The 17,944-nt window shown below is 66.9% G+C and carries 15 protein-coding genes and 1 tRNA gene; 10 read left to right on the top strand and 6 right to left on the bottom strand.

What is annotated here, in order from left to right; genetic code table 11:
• Nucleotides 1-61: 61 nt before the first annotated feature.
• The 6 genes from putA to CMV14_RS14955 all read left to right on the top strand — a co-directional run bounded on the left by putA (nucleotide 62) and on the right by CMV14_RS14955 (nucleotide 6,971).
• Nucleotides 62-3,160 carry a bifunctional proline dehydrogenase/L-glutamate gamma-semialdehyde dehydrogenase PutA gene (gene putA, locus CMV14_RS14980; protein WP_066962920.1) on the top strand — a complete coding sequence of 1,033 codons (3,099 nt, stop codon included), beginning with the start codon at nucleotides 62-64 and terminating at the stop codon, nucleotides 3,158-3,160.
• Between the two features lie 180 nt (nucleotides 3,161-3,340).
• Entirely contained in the window at nucleotides 3,341-4,099 is a 759-nt protein-coding gene (locus CMV14_RS14975) for a prepilin peptidase (RefSeq protein ID WP_066962916.1), read from the top strand.
• A 21-nt stretch (nucleotides 4,100-4,120) separates the two neighbouring features.
• Nucleotides 4,121-4,765: a helix-turn-helix domain-containing protein gene (locus CMV14_RS14970; protein WP_066962913.1), complete on the top strand. Its 645-nt coding sequence runs from the start codon at nucleotides 4,121-4,123 to the stop codon at nucleotides 4,763-4,765.
• Nucleotides 4,766-4,837: 72 nt separating this feature from the next.
• The gene (locus CMV14_RS14965) at nucleotides 4,838-5,209 is read left to right on the top strand and encodes a YciI family protein (RefSeq protein WP_066962911.1); all 372 of its coding nucleotides are present in this window, start codon (nucleotides 4,838-4,840) and stop codon (nucleotides 5,207-5,209) included.
• Between the two features lie 2 nt (nucleotides 5,210-5,211).
• Nucleotides 5,212-6,456, top strand: coding sequence for an RNA polymerase sigma factor (locus CMV14_RS14960; RefSeq protein ID WP_066962908.1), 1,245 nt, complete (start codon nucleotides 5,212-5,214; stop codon nucleotides 6,454-6,456).
• 65 nt (nucleotides 6,457-6,521) lie between these two features.
• Nucleotides 6,522-6,971 carry an SRPBCC family protein gene (locus CMV14_RS14955; RefSeq protein ID WP_066962905.1) on the top strand — a complete coding sequence of 150 codons (450 nt, stop codon included), beginning with the start codon at nucleotides 6,522-6,524 and terminating at the stop codon, nucleotides 6,969-6,971.
• A 111-nt stretch (nucleotides 6,972-7,082) separates the two neighbouring features.
• On the opposite strand, the gene CMV14_RS14950 is transcribed toward CMV14_RS14955, so the two are convergent.
• A complete protein-coding gene (locus tag CMV14_RS14950; RefSeq protein WP_066962901.1) occupies nucleotides 7,083-7,451 on the bottom strand; it encodes a hypothetical protein in 369 nt (122 codons plus the stop codon).
• A 147-nt stretch (nucleotides 7,452-7,598) separates the two neighbouring features.
• Nucleotides 7,599-9,095, bottom strand: a complete 1,497-nt coding sequence (locus CMV14_RS14945) for a porin (RefSeq protein WP_139114705.1) — start codon at nucleotides 9,093-9,095, stop codon at nucleotides 7,599-7,601.
• Between the two features lie 326 nt (nucleotides 9,096-9,421).
• On the opposite strand from CMV14_RS14945, the gene pstS reads away from it, so the two are divergent.
• The 4 genes from pstS to CMV14_RS14925 all read left to right on the top strand — a co-directional run bounded on the left by pstS (nucleotide 9,422) and on the right by CMV14_RS14925 (nucleotide 13,222).
• The gene (pstS, locus tag CMV14_RS14940) at nucleotides 9,422-10,471 is read left to right on the top strand and encodes a phosphate ABC transporter substrate-binding protein PstS (protein ID WP_066962895.1); all 1,050 of its coding nucleotides are present in this window, start codon (nucleotides 9,422-9,424) and stop codon (nucleotides 10,469-10,471) included.
• Nucleotides 10,472-10,545: 74 nt separating this feature from the next.
• On the top strand, nucleotides 10,546-11,499 hold the full coding sequence (gene pstC / locus CMV14_RS14935) for a phosphate ABC transporter permease subunit PstC (RefSeq protein ID WP_066962892.1): 954 nt from the start codon (nucleotides 10,546-10,548) through the stop codon (nucleotides 11,497-11,499).
• A gap of 11 nt (nucleotides 11,500-11,510) precedes the next feature.
• The gene (pstA, locus tag CMV14_RS14930; protein ID WP_066962889.1) at nucleotides 11,511-12,350 is read left to right on the top strand and encodes a phosphate ABC transporter permease PstA; all 840 of its coding nucleotides are present in this window, start codon (nucleotides 11,511-11,513) and stop codon (nucleotides 12,348-12,350) included.
• A complete protein-coding gene (locus CMV14_RS14925; RefSeq protein WP_066962886.1) occupies nucleotides 12,347-13,222 on the top strand; it encodes a phosphate ABC transporter ATP-binding protein in 876 nt (291 codons plus the stop codon). Before pstA ends, CMV14_RS14925 begins: the two co-directional genes overlap by 4 nt.
• 54 nt (nucleotides 13,223-13,276) lie before the next feature.
• Here CMV14_RS14925 and CMV14_RS14920 read toward each other — a convergent pair whose 3' ends face one another.
• The 4 genes from CMV14_RS14920 to CMV14_RS14905 form a co-directional block, all read right to left on the bottom strand.
• Nucleotides 13,277-14,257 carry a sensor histidine kinase gene (locus CMV14_RS14920; RefSeq protein ID WP_238147048.1) on the bottom strand — a complete coding sequence of 327 codons (981 nt, stop codon included), beginning with the start codon at nucleotides 14,255-14,257 and terminating at the stop codon, nucleotides 13,277-13,279.
• Between the two features lie 132 nt (nucleotides 14,258-14,389).
• Nucleotides 14,390-16,120: a hypothetical protein gene (locus CMV14_RS14915; protein WP_066962883.1), complete on the bottom strand. Its 1,731-nt coding sequence runs from the start codon at nucleotides 16,118-16,120 to the stop codon at nucleotides 14,390-14,392.
• Between the two features lie 379 nt (nucleotides 16,121-16,499).
• On the bottom strand, nucleotides 16,500-17,258 hold the full coding sequence (locus tag CMV14_RS14910) for a cistern family PEP-CTERM protein (protein ID WP_083215834.1): 759 nt from the start codon (nucleotides 17,256-17,258) through the stop codon (nucleotides 16,500-16,502).
• A 456-nt stretch (nucleotides 17,259-17,714) separates the two neighbouring features.
• A tRNA-Cys gene (locus tag CMV14_RS14905) sits at nucleotides 17,715-17,788 on the bottom strand.
• Nucleotides 17,789-17,944: the final 156 nt, after the last annotated feature.

Here is a 17,944-nt window from a genome sequence, read left to right as displayed (position 1 = left end):
CGGGATAATTGCCAATATCATGAGGATATGTCGGAAATTCTGCCCGACGCGCGGAGGATATATGGCGAGCACCCTTTCGAACTGGGACATGATCGACGCCGGCAAATATGCCGAGGAGGGTGAGGTCGTCCGCAGCCTGCTCGAACGGCAGCCCCTGAGCGACCAGGATCGCCGCGACGTCGTCGCCGAAGCGACCGCGCTGGTCGAAGGCGCGCGGGGCGCCACGAAGAAGCAGGGCGTGGTCGAGAGCTTCCTCCAGCAATTCTCGCTCGGCACCCGCGAGGGGCTGGCGCTGATGTGTCTGGCCGAGGCGCTATTGCGTACCCCCGACGCAGAAACCCGCGACCGGCTGATCGCCGAGAAGATCGGATCGGCCGACTGGGCCAGCCATCTCGGCCAGTCCGACAGCCTGTTTGTCAACGCATCGACCTGGGGGTTGATGCTTACGGGCCGGCTCGTCGATGTCGACGACGAGGCGAAGCGCGATCTGGGCGGCTTCCTCAGGCGCATCACCGCGCGCATCGGCGAGCCGGTGATCCGCCAGGCGGTGGGCGCTGCGGTCAAGATGATGGGCGAGCAGTTCGTGCTCGGCCGCAGCATCGGCGACGCGCTCGCCCGCTCGAAGCGCGAAGGCTATCTCTGCTCGTTCGACATGTTGGGCGAGGGCGCGCGCACCGCCGCCGACGCGGAACGCTATGAGCGCATCTATGCCGAGGCGATCGAGGCGGTCGGCAAGGCTTCCAACGGGGCGGGGCCGGAGCTGGGCCACGGCGTCTCGGTCAAGCTCTCGGCGCTCTGCCCGCGCTATGAAGCGGTGCAGGAGGCGCGGGTCTGGGACGAGCTCTACCCGCGTGTGAGGCGGCTGGCGCTGATCGCAGCGCGCCATGACCTCAACTTCGCCATCGACGCCGAGGAGGCCGATCGGCTCGTCATCTCGCTCAAGATGATCGAGCGGCTGGTGAGGGAGCCCAAGCTGGGTGGCTGGAAGGGGCTGGGCGTCGTCGTCCAAGCCTACCAGAAGCGCGGCCTCGCCACGATCTGGGCGCTGCGCAAGCTGGCCGAGGACAGCGGACGCCGGATCATGGTCCGCCTCGTCAAGGGCGCCTATTGGGACAGCGAGATCAAGAAGGCGCAGATCGCCGGCCGCCCCGACTATCCGGTGTTCACCACCAAGGCGGCGACCGACCTGAGCTACCTCGTCTGCGCCAAGGCGCTGATCGACGCGAGCCCCGCCCTCTATCCGCAGTTCGCCAGCCACAATGCCCATACGCTGGCGGCGGTGCGCGGCATGGCCGATGGCGCCGGCGTCACGATCGAGCATCAGCGGCTGCACGGCATGGGCGAGGCGCTCTACGCCGCCGCCGAGAAACGCTATGGGGAATTGCGGCTGCGCGCCTATGCCCCGGTCGGCGGGCATGAGGAGCTGCTGCCCTATCTGGTCCGTCGCCTGCTGGAGAACGGCGCCAACACAAGCTTCGTCCACGCGCTGCTCGACGAGCGGGTGCCGGCCGATCTGGTCGTCGCCGATCCGATCGCGGCGGTGGAGGCGCATCCCGAGCGCCATGCCCGGATAGCGCTGCCCGCCGATATCTATGGCCCGTCCCGCAAGAATCCGCTGGGCCGGGATTATTCACTGGTGGAGGTGCGCGGTCGCGCGGCAAAGGCGGTGGCGCTGGCCGCGGGCGAGCGCGAGACGGCCGGCGCGATCGTCGAGGGGAGGCTGGTTCCCGCGCAGGCCGAACCCGTCACCAGCCCCGCCGACCGCAGCCGGGTGATCGGCTATGCCGCGACGGCGGATGCCGCCGATATCGATCGCGCGGTGGCCGTCGCGCGCAAGGCGCAGCCCGCCTGGGATCGGCTGGGCGGCGGCGGCCGGGCGATGGTGTTGCGGGCGATGGGCGATGCGCTCGAAGCCGAGATGGACGCGCTGATCGCGCTGCTGTCGCTGGAGGCCGGCAAGACGCTGAACGACGGCGTGGCGGAGGTCCGCGAGGCGATCGATTTCTGCCGCTATTATGCCGATCTGGCGGAGCGGCAGTTCGGCGCGCCGACACCGCTGCCCGGGCCGGTGGGGGAGACCAACCAGCTGCAGCTGGCAGGCCGGGGCGTGTTCGCCTGCATCAGCCCCTGGAATTTCCCGCTCGCCATCTTCACCGGCCAGATCGCGGCGGCGCTGGCGGCGGGCAATGCCGTTCTCGCCAAGCCGGCCGAGCAGACCCCGCTGATCGCGGCGCGTGCCGTCCGCCTGTTCCACAAGGCAGGGCTGGAGCCGGCGCTGCTCGCTTTGCTGTCCGGCGAGGGCGCCACCGTGGGCGGGGTGATCGTCAATCATCCGGGCATCGACGGCGTCGCCTTCACCGGCGGCACCGAGACCGCCTGGGCGATCAACCGCCGGCTTGCCGCGCGCAACGGCCCGATCATCCCGTTCATCGCCGAGACCGGCGGCCTCAACGGCATGTTCGTCGATACCACCGCGCTCAAGGAGCAGGTGGTGGACGACGTCATCCTGTCGGCCTTCGGCTCGGCCGGGCAGCGCTGTTCGGCGCTGCGGCTGCTGTTCGTGCCGCATGACAGCGCCGACGAACTGGTTGCCACGCTGAAGGGCGCGATGGACGCGCTGGTAATCGGCGATCCCGCCGATCCGTCGACCGACGTCGGGCCGGTGATCGACGCGGAGGCCAAGGCCGCGCTTGTCGCGCATCGCGAGCGGCTGTCACGCGAGGCGACCATCCTGCATGAATGCGTCACACCCGAGGGTGGCGATTTCTTCGCGCCGCTGATGGCCGAGATACCCGCCGCCGATTTCCTGGAGCGCGAGGTGTTCGGCCCGATCCTCCATGTCGTCCGCTATGATCCCGCCGACCTGTCCAAGGTGGCGGGCAGGCTGGCGGCGCGCGGCTATGGGCTGACGCTGGGCATCCACAGCCGGATCGAGCGTTTCGCCGAGGAGGTCCGCGAACTCGTCCCGGCTGGCAATGTCTATGTGAACCGATCAATCATCGGCGCGGTGGTCGGCGTGCAGCCCTTTGGCGGCGAGGGCCTGTCGGGCACCGGCCCCAAGGCCGGCGGCCCGCACGCGCTGCTGCGCTACGCCACCGAGCGGGCGCTGTCGGTCAACATCACCGCGCAGGGCGGCGACCCGGCCTTGCTCAACCTCTGATCGGGCGAGCCGGGCGCGGTGGCGTTGCGCGTCGCGAACATCAGGAAACGGCCGAGAAGGGTGCATTGAAAGCTTCCGACGTTACGCATCACATAGTCCTGATATTCTGGCGCCACTCCGCTATGCCACGATCGGATGACGCGGAGATGACAGGGCGGCGATGCGGTTCGGAGCGATAGGGTGATCCTGCTGGGCGCGGTGCTCGGCGCCGTCTTCGGCAGCTTCCTGGCGACCGCCGCGATCCGCTGGCCGCGCGAGGCATCGGCACTGCGGGGGCGATCCGCCTGCGACGGCTGCGGCGCGCCGCTGACGGCATCACAGCTGATCCCGGTGCTGAGCTTTTTCCTGCAGCGCGGCCGGGCCGTGTGTTGCGGGGCGCGGATCGACAGGCTCCACCCGGCGGGGGAGATTGCGGGGGCGCTGCTCGGCGCGATGGCCGTCGCGATCGGCCCGGATATCGGGACGGTGATGGCCGGCGGGCTGTTCGCATCGCTGCTGCTGCTGCTCGCCCTGCTCGATGCCCGGCATTACTGGCTGCCCGATCCGCTCAACGCCGCGCTGGCGCTGGCCGGGGTCGGCGTCGGCCTGCTGGGGATAGGGCCCGGCCTGTCCGACCGGCTGATCGGCGGCGTGGCGGGTTTCCTGCTCTTCGCCGCGGTCCGGCACGGCTACCGCCGCCTGCGCGGGCGCGAGGGGATGGGCGGCGGCGACGTCAAGCTGTTCGGCGCGATCGGGTTGTGGCTCGGCTGGCAGATGCTGCCGCTGATCCTGTTCGGCGCCGCGGCGGCGGGCCTGTTCTGGGCCCTGATCCTCTACGCTGCCGGTCGTTCCCTCAACGGCACATCGCGGCTGCCCTTCGGCGTGTTCCTGGCGCTGGCGGCCTGGGTGGGGTGGGTGGCGCTGTTCTGGCCCCCACTGGCCGCTTTGGCTGGGCGATAAAGCGCGCTAAGCTCGTCGCCCATGGCCAAGATTTCTCCCCCCGCCGACGACGGCGATGTCGCTACCGGATCGAACGCGCCGCAAGTCGCCGAGCGCAGCCTTGAACGCGCGCTCGGTATCCAGATCCGGCAGCTCAGGCGCCAGAACGACCTGTCGGTCTCCGATCTCGCCTCGGCGGCGGGCATCTCGAACGGCATGCTGTCCAAGATCGAGAATGGCGGGATATCGGCGTCGCTTTCCACCCTGCAGGGGATAGCGGGCGCGCTCAACGTGCCGATCTCGTCGTTGTTCGCCTCGTTCGAGGAACGGCAGGACTGTTCCTATGTGGCCGCCGGGCAGGGGCTGACGATGGAGCGGCGCGGCACCAAGGCGGGCCATGTCTATGAGCTGCTCGGCCATGTCCTGCGCGGCGATACCGTGGTCGAGCCCTATATGATCACGCTGCGCGAGAACGCGATCCCGCACACCAGCTTCCGTCATGGCGGGGTCGAGTTCATCCACATGATCGACGGCGAGATCGTCTATCGCCACGGCGGCGAGCAGTACACGCTTCGCAACGGCGATTCGCTGCTGTTCGATTCGAACGCGCTGCACGGGCCGGAAGCGCTGGTGAGCCCGACCAGCCGCTATCTCTCGATCATCATCTATCCGCGCGGGGAAGGCTGAGCTTTTTTGCGGGGCGCTGTAGGATGCGGCCGCGTTCATCCGTCCTGGCCCTGCAACCCCTGGGAGACAGCGATGCTCTACGCGATCCTCTGTTACGACAATGAAGAGGTGGTCGGCGCCTGGAGCGCGGAGACCGAGGGCGCGGTGATGGGCCGGCTCGATGCCGTCCAGCAGAAGCTGCGCGCCGATGGCCGGCTCGGCCCGGTCGCACGGCTGATGCCGACCACCGCAGCGACCACCGTCCGCAAGGGGGCCGAGCCGCTCGTGCTCGATGGCCCATTCGCCGAGACCAAGGAGCAGTTGCTGGGCTTCTATGTCGTCGACTGCGAGTCGCTGGACGCGGCTATCGAGGTCGCCGTCGAGCTGGGCAAGGCGAGCGGATCGGCCGGGGCGCATGAAGTGCGGCCGCTGATGGTCTACCGGCCCGGCGACGCCGGGGCCTGAACATGGTCGATCTCGACTGGGTCGACGCCGCGCTGGCCTCCGCCCGGCCGCGCGCGGTGGCCGCGCTGCTCCGCTATTTCCGTGACCTCGATCTGGCGGAGGAAGCGTTTCAGGAGGCGTGCCTGCGCGCGCTGTCGCGCTGGCCCGATCAGGGGCCGCCGCGCGATCCCGCAGCCTGGCTGATCCTGGTGGGCCGCAACAGTGGCATCGATGCGATCCGCAAGGCAGCGCGCGAGACCGAACTGCCCGATGACGACCGGCTTTCCGACCTCGGCGATGCCGAAGGCGCGATCGCCGACCGGCTGGACGAGGGGCAGTATCGCGACGACATGTTGCGGCTGCTGTTCGTCTGCTGCCATCCCGATCTGCCGGCCACGGGCGCGATCGCCCTGGCGCTGCGCATCGTCTCGGGGTTGACCGTACCCCAGATCGCGCGCGCCTTTCTGGTCGGCGAGAAGGCGATGGAGCAGCGCATCACACGCGCCAAGGCGCGCATCGCCGACAGCGGGGTGCCGTTCGAGACGCCGGGCGCCGTCGAGCGGGCCGAGCGGCTGGGGGCGGTGGCGGCGATGGTCTATCTGATCTTCAACGAGGGCTATTCGGCGAGCGGGGCCGAGGCCGGTGCGCGCGAACCCCTGTGCCGGGAGGCGATCCGGCTGGGCCGGCTGCTGCTGCGCCTGTTTCCCGCCGAGCCCGAGATCATGGGCCTGATCGCGCTGATGCTGCTCCAGCATGCGCGCAGCGCGGCGCGGCTCGATGCGCAGGGCCAGGTCATATTGCTGGAGGATCAGGACCGAGGCCGCTGGGATGGCAGGATGATCGCCGAGGGGCTGGCGCTGCTCGACAAGGCGATGCGCCATCGCCGGCCCGGCCCCTATCAGGTGCAGGCGGCGATCGCCGCACTCCACGCCCGCGCGAAGACCGCGCCCGAAACCGACTGGGCGCAGATCGAGCGGCTCTATGCGACACTGGAGGCGATGCAGCCGTCGCCGGTAGTGACCCTCAACCGCGCCGTGGCCGTGGCCAGGCTGTCCGGCCCGGAAGCGGCGCTGGCGCTGCTGGCGCCGCTCGATGAGCGGCTCGACGGCTATTTCTATTATCATGGCGCGCGCGGCGCCTTCCTCGATCAGCTCGGCCGCGCCGAGGAGGCGCGGGCGGCCTTCGGGCGGGCGATCGGCCTGGCGGGATCGGCGGCGGAGGCCGGCTATATCCGCCAGCAGCTGGATCGGCTGTCCGCCCCCAAATAATCGCCGGCGCGTGTAGGATCACGGTGCCCGGCTCCGTCCTGTGGCGGCAACAAGGAGATGACGAGATGCACGAACTGAGCCTGACTCGCCTGATCGACGCACCGCGCGAGAAGCTGTTCCGCGCCTGGACCGATCCGGCGCTGATCCCGCAATGGTTCTGTCCGCCGCCATGGGGCGTGTCGGAGGCGCACACGGACGTCCGCACCGGCGGATCGACGCTGATCGTGATGCGCGGGCCCGAGGGGCAGGAATTCCCCAATCGCGGCGTCTATCTGGAGGTGATCCCCAATGAGAAGATCGTCTTCACCGACGCCTATACCGAGGCCTGGGTGCCATCGGAAAAGCCGTTCATGACCGGCATCCTCACCTTCGAGGAGGAGGAGGGCAAGACCCGCTATACCGCGATCGTCCGCCACTGGACCGCCGAGGACCTGGCCCAGCATGAGGCGATGGGGTTCGAACAGGGCTGGGGCATCGCCACCGACCAGCTGGAGGCGCTGGTCAAGCGGATCTGAAAAGGGGTGGGGGTGGGCTGCGATCGACGGCCATTGGGGGGATGCCGGATCGCGTCACGGGGCAATGTGCCCACCCCCGGCCCCGCCGCAGGGAACGGCGGGGTTGCGAGATCATCCGTGGGTCTGCCGTCCTGCGCCGCCCAGATAGGCGAGCAGGCCGAACGCCTGGCCCTGCGAATAGCCGGCGTCGACGAAATGCCGTACATCCGCCTCATCGACCGCCCCGGCATGGTGTCGGGCGAGCGAGGCGAAATGGCGCAGGCTTTCGAGCCGTGGATCGGCGAGGGGCCGGGCGAGGCGAATCCCGAACGCCCATTCGGCGAAGCGGCCGAGCCGGCTGTGCGGTGCGATCTCGCGGGTCGCGTCGCTGCGCTCGGCAAGGCCGATGCCCCTGAGTTCGGTCGGCGAGAATTGCCCCGCGTCGGAGGCGGTTGCCGTCCTGCTTTCCCCGTCGAGGGGCGAGAAGCCGAGATAGGCCATGATGGCGTTCCCATGACAAGATGTTACAGATCGGTACGCGGCTGAGAGCTCAGGTACCGTTCGGTTACATATTCGTCAAGAAGCGGCTTCCGGTTACAGCCCAAAGCTTTTCTGTCGGGCCTGATATCTTTGGCTGGGCTGGACGTGTCAGAAGTCCAGCTGGGTCCGCAGCGTCACGCTGTCGACGCCATAGCCGTGGCGGAAGCCCGACGGCAGCGGCGTCGTGAAGCCCGAGAAGGCCCGCGCAGAGGGGCCGCCCGAGATGTCGGCATGGGCATATTGCAGCATCAGCTTCACATAATCGATCGGCAGCCAGATCAGGCTGGCCTCATAGCCCTTAGACGCGCCGCCGTTGACATAGGTGATGTCGTTGCCGGCAAGGGTCGTCCCAGGCCCGCCGATCCGATCGTTCAGGTCGGTGACGTCGAAGCGCGTGTTGATCTGGAAGGCGCCGATCCCGCCATCGGTGACGGGGTGCCGCACCTTGGTGCGATCCCAGCGGCCGCTCTTGTAGCCGCGTGTCTCGCCGGTCAGATAATAGCCGATCTCGACATAGCCCGAACGGAACTGCGGATCGCCCGCCAGCGAATTGGTGGTGCCGGCCATATTATTGAGGCCATAGCGGTGGTTGGCCCCGAAGCTGCGTACCCAGACGTGCTGATATTCGCTGGCGAAGTGGAAGGGGCCGTAGATCAGGGCCAGTTCGCCGCCCAATATGTCGTCGCCATCGGCGGCGAGCGGCCCGGTGTCGATGAAGCGTTCGCCCGAGACCTGGGTATAGGGGCGCTGGCGATAGCGGATGTTCTGCGCGTCGCGCGGCGATACCCGATGCTGATAGTTGAAGCCGATATGGGTCTGGACGTCGCCCAGCTTCGGCGATGCATAGCCGCGCACGCTGGCCTGCCAGCCGGTTCGCGCGACATTGCCGTTGCCGACATCTTCCGAATAGAGCCCCGCCGCCAGGCTCCACAGGCCCTTGGGGTCGGCATAGGCGAGCGTGCCACCGAGCCGGCGCGAATAGTTGAACGCGTCGGTGGCGCCGCCGCGCTCCATGAAGCTGGTGAAGCGGTTGCTGGTCAGCAGTTCGAGCGAGGACAGCGGATATTGGTAGCCGAGGGTGACGCTCCATGGGCTGCCGGGCTTCTGCCAGCTGAGGATCATGTCCTCATATTGGACGCCGCCCTGCGACAGCTCCAGTTCGAGCTTGTAGCCGAAGCCGGCGGGCATGCTTCCCTCGACGCCGAAGATCAGCCGCCGTGCGCGGCTGTTCCAGCCGAGATTGTTGGTGTTGACGCCGCTGCCCGCGCTGGTGCCCGAGACCGGGACAAGCCCCGCGATCCTGCGAGGGAGCGAGACATAGCCGGCGTCGAACTGGATCACGCCCTTGGGCTTGAAGGTCCAGCCGTCGGGGCCCGTCCAGCTCGGGGCACCCTTCCAGCCCGGCTCCGCCTTCTCGACCTTTCCGACCTTGGCGGACAGCTGCCGGACCTGATTCTGCAACGCCTCGACCTGGGCCTTGAGCGCCTCGATCTGCGCCGCGACCTCCGGTGAGGCACCGGAAGGGGGGGTATCCTGCGCCCTTGCCATTCCGGCGCAGGCCAGGGTGGTCGCCGCGAGCAGCGCCGATGGCAGACGGTATTTCACCTTGCTCCCCTTCAAGGACTCGTAGGTTGGTCATCCTCTTCCGAACGCGAATCGGCCCACCGGATCAAGCCGGCTGCGGCGGATTTCATCACAGGGAAGGCGGGATGCGCCAAAGACAATATGAAGACGTTTTTGTTACATGATCATAGTTTATTACCGATCTAGGTCGTTTTGATGACATCTTCATGACACCCTGATTTCGGCCGCTTCCATGCAAAATCGGGGCGTTCCGGGGTCCGGCCCCCGGCCTGGCTGTAACATTGCTGTAACAGGGGTGGACTAAGCGGGCCTCGCGCCGGAGGACTCCGGCATCGGAGACCCAGTTCATGTTCAAGAATTTCGTCGCCACGCTGAGTGCGGGCCTGATCCTTGCCACCGGTGCGGCCTCGGCGGCGAACGCGGCCGATATCTCGGGGGCGGGTGCCACCTTCCCTGCGCCGCTCTACGCCAAATGGGCGGAGATCTATAAGAAGACGACCGGAGTCGGCCTCAACTACCAGGCGATCGGATCGGGTGGCGGCATCAAGCAGATCAAGGCGAAGACGGTCGACTTCGGCGCGTCGGACAAGCCGCTCAAGCTTGCCGAGCTCAATGCCGCGGGCCTGTACCAGTTTCCCACGGTGATGGGCGGCGTGGTGCCGATCGTGAACCTGCCAGGTGTGAAGCCCGGCCAGATCAAGCTGACCGGCGCACTGCTGGGCGACATCTTCCTGGGCAAGATCCGCAAGTGGAACGATCCGCGCATCGCCGGCCTGAACCGGGGCGTGAAGCTGCCGCCGCTGCCGATCACCGTCGTCCACCGTTCGGACGGCTCGGGCACCTCCTTCCTTTTCACCACCTATCTGTCGATGAAGAATCCGGGCTGGGCGAAGGGCGTCGGCGCCAGCGACGCGGTCTCCTGGCCGACCGGCATCGGCGGCAAGGGCAATGATGGCGTTTCGGCCTTCGTCAAGCAGACCATGGGTTCGATCGGCTATGTCGAATATGCCTATGCCAAGCAGAACAAGGCCACCTTCGTGCTGCTGCAGAACATGGCCGGCCAGTTCGTCGCCCCCGGCGCCGCCAACTTCGCCGCCGCCGCCGCGGGTGCGCAATGGAGCAAGGCGCCCGGCAACTATGTGCTGCTGCTCGATCAGGCGGGGCCGAAGAGCTGGCCGATCACCGGCGCCACGTTCGTCCTGGTCTACAAGGCCCAGGCCGATGCCGCGACCGGCGCCGGCGTTCTGAAGTTCTTCGACTGGGCCTATAAAGGCGGTGACGCCGCCGCCGCGCAGCTCGATTATGTGCCGCTTCCCGCGCCGGTGAAGGCGCTGGTCCGCAAGCAGTGGGCCGCGACGGTGAAAGCCGGCGGCCGGCCGGTATATGTTTCCAAATGATCGCTTCGATCCAGCGATAGCGTAAAGGGGCAGGGGGCGCGGTTGCGCTCTCGCCGCTTCACGGGAAGGAAGACATGGCAAGCGCCGCTCCCACAGACACATCGAGGTTCGGCCCGTCGCGATCGGCGGGCGAGGCGATTTTCCACGCCGCCTGCTTTGGCGCCGCGACCCTGCTGCTCGCCACGCTCGGCGGGGTTGTCATCAGCCTCGCGATCGGCGGCTGGCCGGCCTTCCAGCAGTTCGGCTTCGGCTTCCTCACCAGCAGCGAATGGAACCCGGTCACCGAAGTCTATGGCGCGGCCGGGCCGATCGTCGGCACACTGATCACCGCCTTCCTGTCACTGGTCATGGCGCTGCCGCTGGCGCTGGGCGTCGCGGTGTTCCTGGTCGAATTCTGCCCGCGCGCCGTATCGCGGCCTATCGCGATCGCGGTCGAGCTGCTCGCCGGCATCCCGTCGATCGTCTACGGCATGTGGGGCCTGTTCGTGCTGGCGCCCTGGTTTGCCGAGCATGTCCAGCTGCCGCTGATCATGGAGGCCGAGCCCGGCTCCTGGCAGGAGACCTTGTTCGCCGGCATTCCCAATGGCGCCAACATCTTCACCGCCTCGATGATCCTGGCGGTTATGATCCTGCCCTATATGGCGGCAGTGTTCCGCGAGCTGTTCATGACCGTGCCGCCGCAGCTGCGCGAGGCCGCCTACGGCCTGGGCTGCACCCCGTTCGAGGTAATACGTTCGGTCGTCATACCCTATGTCCGGCGTGGCATGGTCGGCGTGATCATGCTCGGCCTCGGCCGCGCGCTGGGCGAGACGATGGCGGTGACTTTCATCATCGGCAACGCCCATGGCTTCCCCGATTCGATGTTCGCCAGCGGATCGACGATCGCCTCGACCATCGCCAACGAGTTCGCCGAGGCGACCAGCGACATGCACAGCGCCGCGCTGGTGGCGCTCGGCCTCGTCCTCTTCCTGATCACCTTCGGGGTGCTCGCGATCGCCCGCGCGCTCCTCGGCGGCCAGAAATATTGAGGAGGATCGCCATGGACCGCGCTTCGATCCGCCGCATCTACAACATCATCTTCATCGTGCTGACGGCGGCGGCGACGCTCATCGCGCTGACCGCGCTGGTGCTGATCCTCTGGTCGCTGCTCAGCAAGGGGCTGGGCGGGATCGACAGCAAGATCTTCACCATGACCCAGCCGGCGCCGGGATCCGAAGGTGGCCTGTCCAACGCGATCATGGGTTCGATCATGATGTGCGGCATCGGCCTGCTGATCGCGGTGGTCGTCGGTATATTGGCCGGGACCTGGCTGTCCGAATATGGCGGCAACACGCCCTATGGCCATGCCGTGCGCTTCCTGAACGATGTGCTGCTCTCCGCGCCGTCGATCCTGGTCGGCCTGTTCGTCTATGAGATACTGGTGCGGCCGTTCCACGGCTTTTCGGGCTGGGCCGGCGCGGTGGCGCTCGCCATCCTCGCCATGCCGATCGTGACCCGGACGACCGAGGATATATTGAGCCTCCAGCCCAGCGCGCTGCGCGAGGCGGGGATGGCGCTGGGGGCAAGCCGTGCCTTCGTGATCCGCAAGATCGTCTGGAAGGCGGCCCGTGCCGGCCTCGTCACCGGCGCGCTGCTGGGCTTTGCCCGGATCAGCGGCGAAACCGCGCCGCTGCTGTTCACCGCGCTCGGCAACCAGTTCTTCTCGGCGGATATGAGCCAGCCGATGGCCAGCCTGCCGACCACCATCTTCCAGTTCGCGCTGTCCGCCTATGACGATTGGCAGCGGCTGGCCTGGGTGGGCGCGCTGCTGATCGCCGTTGCCGTTCTCTCCATCAATATCATCGGGCGGGTCATCGCCCGGGAGGCCCGCCGCTCATGAACGACATTCCCGCGCACCTGACCGAGGAAGTGCATCTCGCCTTCCCGTCGCGCGATCATCTCGCGATCGAGGCCCGCAAGCTCGATTTCTTCTACGGCAAGACCCAGGCGCTCTATGGCGTCGACCTGCCGGTCGAGCGCCACAAGATCACCGCGCTGATCGGCCCGTCGGGCTGCGGCAAGTCGACGCTGCTGCGCGCGCTCAACCGCATCTACGATCTCTATCCCAGGCAGCATGCGGTGGGCCGCATCCTGCTCGACGGGCATGACGTGCTCGCCGACCGCAAGAGCCTGGCGCTGTTGCGGGAGCGCGATGGCGGGGACGATGCCGGAATGGTGCGTTCGCCGGTCGATGTCGCCGGCCTGCGTGCGCGGGTCGGCATGGTGTTCCAGAAGCCGACACCCTTTCCGATGTCGATCTACGACAATGTCGCCTTCGGCGTCCGCCTCTACCAGCGCAAGAGCCGCGCCGAGATGGACCAGATCGTCGAGAAGGCGCTCCGCCGCGCCGCACTGTGGGACGAGGTGAAGGACAAGCTCCATTCGTCGGGCCTCGGCCTGTCGGGCGGCCAGCAGCAGCGGCTGTGCGTCGCGCGCGGCATCGCCGTGGAGCCCGACGTGCTGCTGCTCGACGAGCCGGCTTCAGCGCTTGATCCGGTCTCGACCGCCAAGCTGGAAGAGACGCTGATCGAGCTGCGCGAGGATTTCACGATCGTGATCGTGACCCACAACCTCCAGCAGGCGGCGCGCATCTCCAACCACACCGGGTTCATGTATCTCGGCCGGATGATGGAGTTCCAGCCGACCGAGGAACTCTTCGCGAACCCGCGCGGGCAGCGGACCCGCGACTATGTGACGGGCAGATTCGGTTAATTCGACACTCGGGGGCCGGGGCGGCTCGAGCCGCGCGGCTGAAGGCCGATCGAATTAGAGCGGCACCTTCAGTTCGCAGCGGGTTCCGCGATCGGTGGTGGTCGCGCTGGTGATCTCCAGATCGGCGTGCAGCGAGCGGGCGAGCACGTGCATCAGCTTCGATCCGGTGCCGCTTTCACCGCTATCCTCGCGGCCGCGACCGTCATCCTCGATGGTGATGCGTATCTGGCCCTCCTCGGGGCGTACCCACACCGCCACCGCGCCAAGCCCCTCGGGGAAGGCGTGCTTGGCGGCATTGGTCAGGCATTCGTTGACGATCAGCGCGATGGCCACCGCTTTCTGGGCCGGAACCTGGATCGGCTCGGCATCGAAGCTGAGCGTAACGCCGGCCGGCAACATTCCCTCGCGGATGCGGTCGCATACCTCGCGAAGATGGTCGTGGAGCAGCACCGTCGACAGGTCGGCGCTGCTGAGCGCAAGATTCGAATAGACCGAGGCCAGCGATTGCAGCCGCCCGGCGGCCGCCTGCAATTCGTCGCTGACGCCACGGTCCGTCTGGGCTGCGGCGCGCGACAGCAGCAGCGAGGCGGCGATCTGGAAATTGTTGCGGGTGCGGTGATCCACCTCGCGCAGCGCCAGCGACAGCAGATCGAGATGGCGCTGCTGCTCTTCGCGCAGGCGCAGCGCGGTGGAGCGGAATGAGGAAACCGGCCAGATGGTGAGGATCAGCGATATCGAGGCGACGACCAGGCCGATGACATCGGCAATGCCTATGTCCCATGAACGGCGCGGCGGGATGACATAATACCAGATCAGCAACTGGCAGCAGACGGTGGCGATCAGGCCTGCGCGGGCACCGGCGATGAGGCTGGCGAAGATGACGGCCGGAAAGACGAAGGCATAGGCCATCACGCCCGGCGCGAAGAGGTCGACCAGCATCCGGCAGGCCGCGGCAAGGCCCACCGCCGCCGCGGCCACGATCACATCGGCCCACAGGTCGGGTTTGCGCCCTGCCAGCCGATGCGGCAGATCCAATATCGCCGAAATAATCTTGCTCCCCTCTCTATCCGGTAGCGAACCGGCCGTGCCGCTGCCCAGGCGGCAACAACGACCTTATCGTGCAATCCCCCGGGGCGAAAGCCAATCCCGCTACGGGAAAGCCCGCGATCAGCCGGCGATGAGCCGGGCCCGGCGCAGATGACCGATCGCCTTGGCCTGCAGATCGGCCGCATAGCCCAGCCGTTCGAAGAAGCCCTTCGGATCCTGGGCAACGGGCGATTTGCCGGTCTGAAGCTGCGACCATGCCGCGCGGGCACGGGGCAGATCGCCTATCATCGCATATCCGGCGGCGCTGATCAGGTGGAAGCGGGCGGCTTCCCCCAGGGCGGGCGGCGCCATATGGGCCAGTGCCTCGTGGGCCAGGGCCCGGTCGTCGCGCGCGATCGCAAGCAGCAGCAGCGGCGTGTAGAACCGTCCGTCGGGATCGTCGGCCAGGGCGATGGCACGGCGCGCATAGCTCTCGGCGCGCGGATCGTTGCAATCGAGCAGATAGACACTGATGTCGGATAGCAGGGCCGGATCGTAGGGCTGGATCCGCGCGGCCCGCGTGGCGAAACCGATGGCCTGGGCGCAGGCGCCGCGCGCAACCGCAACGCGCGCGCTGGCGGCGTTCGCCCACGCATCGAACGGATCGATCGAGGTGCCGATCTGGGCATGGCGCCGCGCCGTCAGAAGCAGGGCGGGGCGATCGCGCGGCGGGGTTTCGGAACTGACCATCTGCTCGATGGTCAATTGCGCCGCCGCGGCCTGCATCTCGGCATTGTTCGGGTTCAGCTTCAGGCTGCGGTCGAGACAGGCCTGGACGTGGTCCAGTTCTGTGAGCGTGCGTTCCTTGCGGTAGCGGTGATAGAGGAGGAGGCAGCTGTAGCCGGCGGCCTCCAGCCCCCGATACGCCTGCAGCTCATGTGTCGCGATCAGGCCGTTGACCTTGCCGATCGACGCGATCATCGGCGCCAGCGTCCGGTCGAGCGCCTCGCCGTCGAGCTGTCCGACGCCGGCGAGGCTGATGTCGCCGGACCAGATCAGCCGGTCGGGCGCGACGCTCGACAGCCGCAGGAACAGGCGCGGATGATCCCCTTCGATCAGGTCGGTGCCCAGCCGGTAGCGCGCTACGGGCGTCCTGGAATCGCGTTGCCCGGAACGGGGCAGGGCGCGCAGGTCGAAGACGTTGCTGCGGGCGAGGCCGTTGATCAGGGTGACGCGGACGAGGTTGCCGAACTGGCCCTCGCGCGCCATCGCGGTGCCGCCGACCTGAAGCACGGGTCGCTCCCGGCCGGCATTGGGGACGGCGGCGCGCATCGGCAACACCCGGACCAGTGCCATCGCAACCAGCAGGACCAACAGGAGGAGAAGGAATATCTGCCAGCCGAACTGCCATGGCCGTTCGGGCAGCATCTCCCCATCGCCGGCTGTGGCCGCCGCGGCTTCGGCGTCGGCGGTCGCGGGTTGGAGCGCGACGCGGTAACGGCCGCTGGGGATCGCCAGGCGCAATCCAGCTGCGGGCTGATTCGACGCGTAGTAATTGTCGAGCATCCGGCGCAACCGGCCGACCTGGACGCGCGGATAGCTGTCGGCCCGCGCGTCATAGTCGGGCGCCCGGCCGAGCCCGTCCACCGCGACCGAATAGGCCTTGAGCTGATCGCCGCGACCGGCTGCGGTCTCGCCGACGAGGAAGGAGAGCAGCCGCTTCATGATCGGCGCGCGTGAGAAATCGGGCGAGGCGATGACGGCCTGCAGTTCCTCGCGCATCAGGTCGGTGTTGAGGCCAGCGGCAGGCCCGGCGCATTGCCGCAATTCCGCTTTGCCGCGATCGATCGCCGCCTCGGTGGTGTCGCTCATCACCGTTTCGAATAGCGCGAACCGAGGCGGGAGTCACCGCTCATTCGCCCCGACGCCAGCAACAATGTGTAACGGTTACAGAGACGGAGAGACACTGCCCGGGGCCCGACTTTTGCGGTCCATGGGCCTGGTGGTGGCCCGCATACGGGCCTGCCGCAAGCTTCGGGCGCTCGATACCCTCTTTCCTACCCCCAACGGGACGGAGGTTCATCGATCCGTTGCGAGATCGGCCGATCGTTCGTCCGGCCCCCACCGGCGAGCGGTCGGCCTTTTGCATGGCAGCGCGGCGGCTCCCCGATATGCTGCCCTGCAAGGACGGAACGCCTCTCGAGGCGCCGCCGCGCGCTGCTCGAGCCGAAGCCGGGCGGACATCAACTATCTACGCTATACGGGGCCGCCACGATTTTCCTGGCCGCTTTCGCAGGGCATGCCCGACCAAGCCAAATCCGCCCAGCATCATTAGCCAAGTGCCGGGTTCGGGCGCGGTGATCGGTTGGCTGTTGGGTGGCGTGATAGAGGCGATCGTGCCGAGACCGGCACCCCAATTCTGTCCGTTCACCGAAGGATTAACACTCACGAACTTCATCGCGAAATGATCGAAATCGATCTCTTCCATGACAGTAGCGAAGGTGAGCGCGAAGCTTCCGTTCAGCGTGCTGCCATCGTTGATGCCGCCCGAGCCGTGCGCGGTGCATCCGTCGCTGCCCGCCGCGAAGCAGACGTCCATGGTGCCGACGCCCTCGATGTAGCTGGCATTCAACCAATCATAGGTGAAGCCGCTTGTCCCCACGGCGCCTGATGTATTGTTCCGGACATTCGGATCGACATCGAAGCCGAACGACCTGATCCGCGAATCATATGCAGAATCATTGGTGATCGAATAGTTGAAGTTCCAAGTCTTGTTCGAGTTCGAGAGGCCGGAGAAGGTGAAGCTGCCCAGCGCGCTCAGCTTGGACGTGTAGCTGTCATCCGCTTTGCCAAGATAGTCGACCACGAAATTGAAACCGGTCTGATCCTTGCCGATGGTGACATGGTCGGTTGAGTCCCATCCCGCCGGGAAATAAGCCGCATGGACCGGTAGCGCCGTCATGGCGGCGCTTGCCCAGATCGCTGCAACGGTCAGTCTCAGGCCGTTCATCTCAAGACAATCCCCATGTGCTTACCAAAAACCAAGCACGAACCATGCCATCCGACTGGATTCCTCGATTCTCCACCGTTGCAGGGCCGTCACGAAGGATAGGTACCACGCAAACTGTAATAAAATCCGACAAAGTCCTTAGTCGCGTTGCGGCGCGACAGGATTGAGGCGATCCTTGGAGAACCCGCCGATGCTAAGGTGTAGCGGCGTGTACCGTCCCGCTTGGTAGGTGTCATCGGCGGCGGCGGTAGGCAAAATCCTCGGCCCACCCGCGCCGTGTAGAACAAGGCGTTCAAATCTATATAAAGGTGCCCGCGAGCCCCGTTCTGTTCGACTACCCCTACGATACCCCCACGTGAGTCGCGCTTGAGCGCCAGTACGCGCCACCTCTTTTCCCGGAAAACAGGGCGATTTCGCTGATTGTGCGCCGGTCGACGCCGGTGTGCGACAGTCTCCTGGAGGCCCGAGCCGGAATCGAACCGGCGTGCAAGGATTTGCAGTCCTCTGCGTAACCACTCCGCCATCGGGCCATACCGGGAAATCAGGGCATTTCGTGGTGCGGGGGGCTCTAGGGTCCGCAATTCCCTCCGTCAAGGTCGCATCTTCCTGTCGCCGAACCAGGCATCTCCATGGCGGAGGAGATGGCGCTTGGCGGAGATGCGGCAACGCGATAAAGCCTTGAAGCA

Source organism: Rhizorhabdus dicambivorans (assembly GCF_002355275.1).
Taxonomy (GTDB): Bacteria; Pseudomonadota; Alphaproteobacteria; order Sphingomonadales; family Sphingomonadaceae; genus Rhizorhabdus; species Rhizorhabdus dicambivorans.
Note: the sequence above shows the minus strand (reverse complement) of the source record. Positions and strands in the feature narration are given on the sequence as shown.

Coding starts and splice junctions, on each gene's coding strand:
- CMV14_RS14910 (WP_083215834.1), bottom strand. CDS start 17,258: ATGAACGGCCTGAGACTGACCGTTGCAGCGATCTGGGCAAGCGCCGCC.
- CMV14_RS14925 (WP_066962886.1), top strand. CDS start 12,347: ATGAACGACATTCCCGCGCACCTGACCGAGGAAGTGCATCTCGCCTTC.
- CMV14_RS14950 (WP_066962901.1), bottom strand. CDS start 7,451: ATGGCCTATCTCGGCTTCTCGCCCCTCGACGGGGAAAGCAGGACGGCA.
- CMV14_RS14965 (WP_066962911.1), top strand. CDS start 4,838: ATGCTCTACGCGATCCTCTGTTACGACAATGAAGAGGTGGTCGGCGCC.
- pstA (WP_066962889.1), top strand. CDS start 11,511: ATGGACCGCGCTTCGATCCGCCGCATCTACAACATCATCTTCATCGTG.
- CMV14_RS14955 (WP_066962905.1), top strand. CDS start 6,522: ATGCACGAACTGAGCCTGACTCGCCTGATCGACGCACCGCGCGAGAAG.
- CMV14_RS14960 (WP_066962908.1), top strand. CDS start 5,212: ATGGTCGATCTCGACTGGGTCGACGCCGCGCTGGCCTCCGCCCGGCCG.
- pstC (WP_066962892.1), top strand. CDS start 10,546: ATGGCAAGCGCCGCTCCCACAGACACATCGAGGTTCGGCCCGTCGCGA.
- putA (WP_066962920.1), top strand. CDS start 62: ATGGCGAGCACCCTTTCGAACTGGGACATGATCGACGCCGGCAAATAT.
- CMV14_RS14970 (WP_066962913.1), top strand. CDS start 4,121: ATGGCCAAGATTTCTCCCCCCGCCGACGACGGCGATGTCGCTACCGGA.
- CMV14_RS14915 (WP_066962883.1), bottom strand. CDS start 16,120: ATGAGCGACACCACCGAGGCGGCGATCGATCGCGGCAAAGCGGAATTG.
- pstS (WP_066962895.1), top strand. CDS start 9,422: ATGTTCAAGAATTTCGTCGCCACGCTGAGTGCGGGCCTGATCCTTGCC.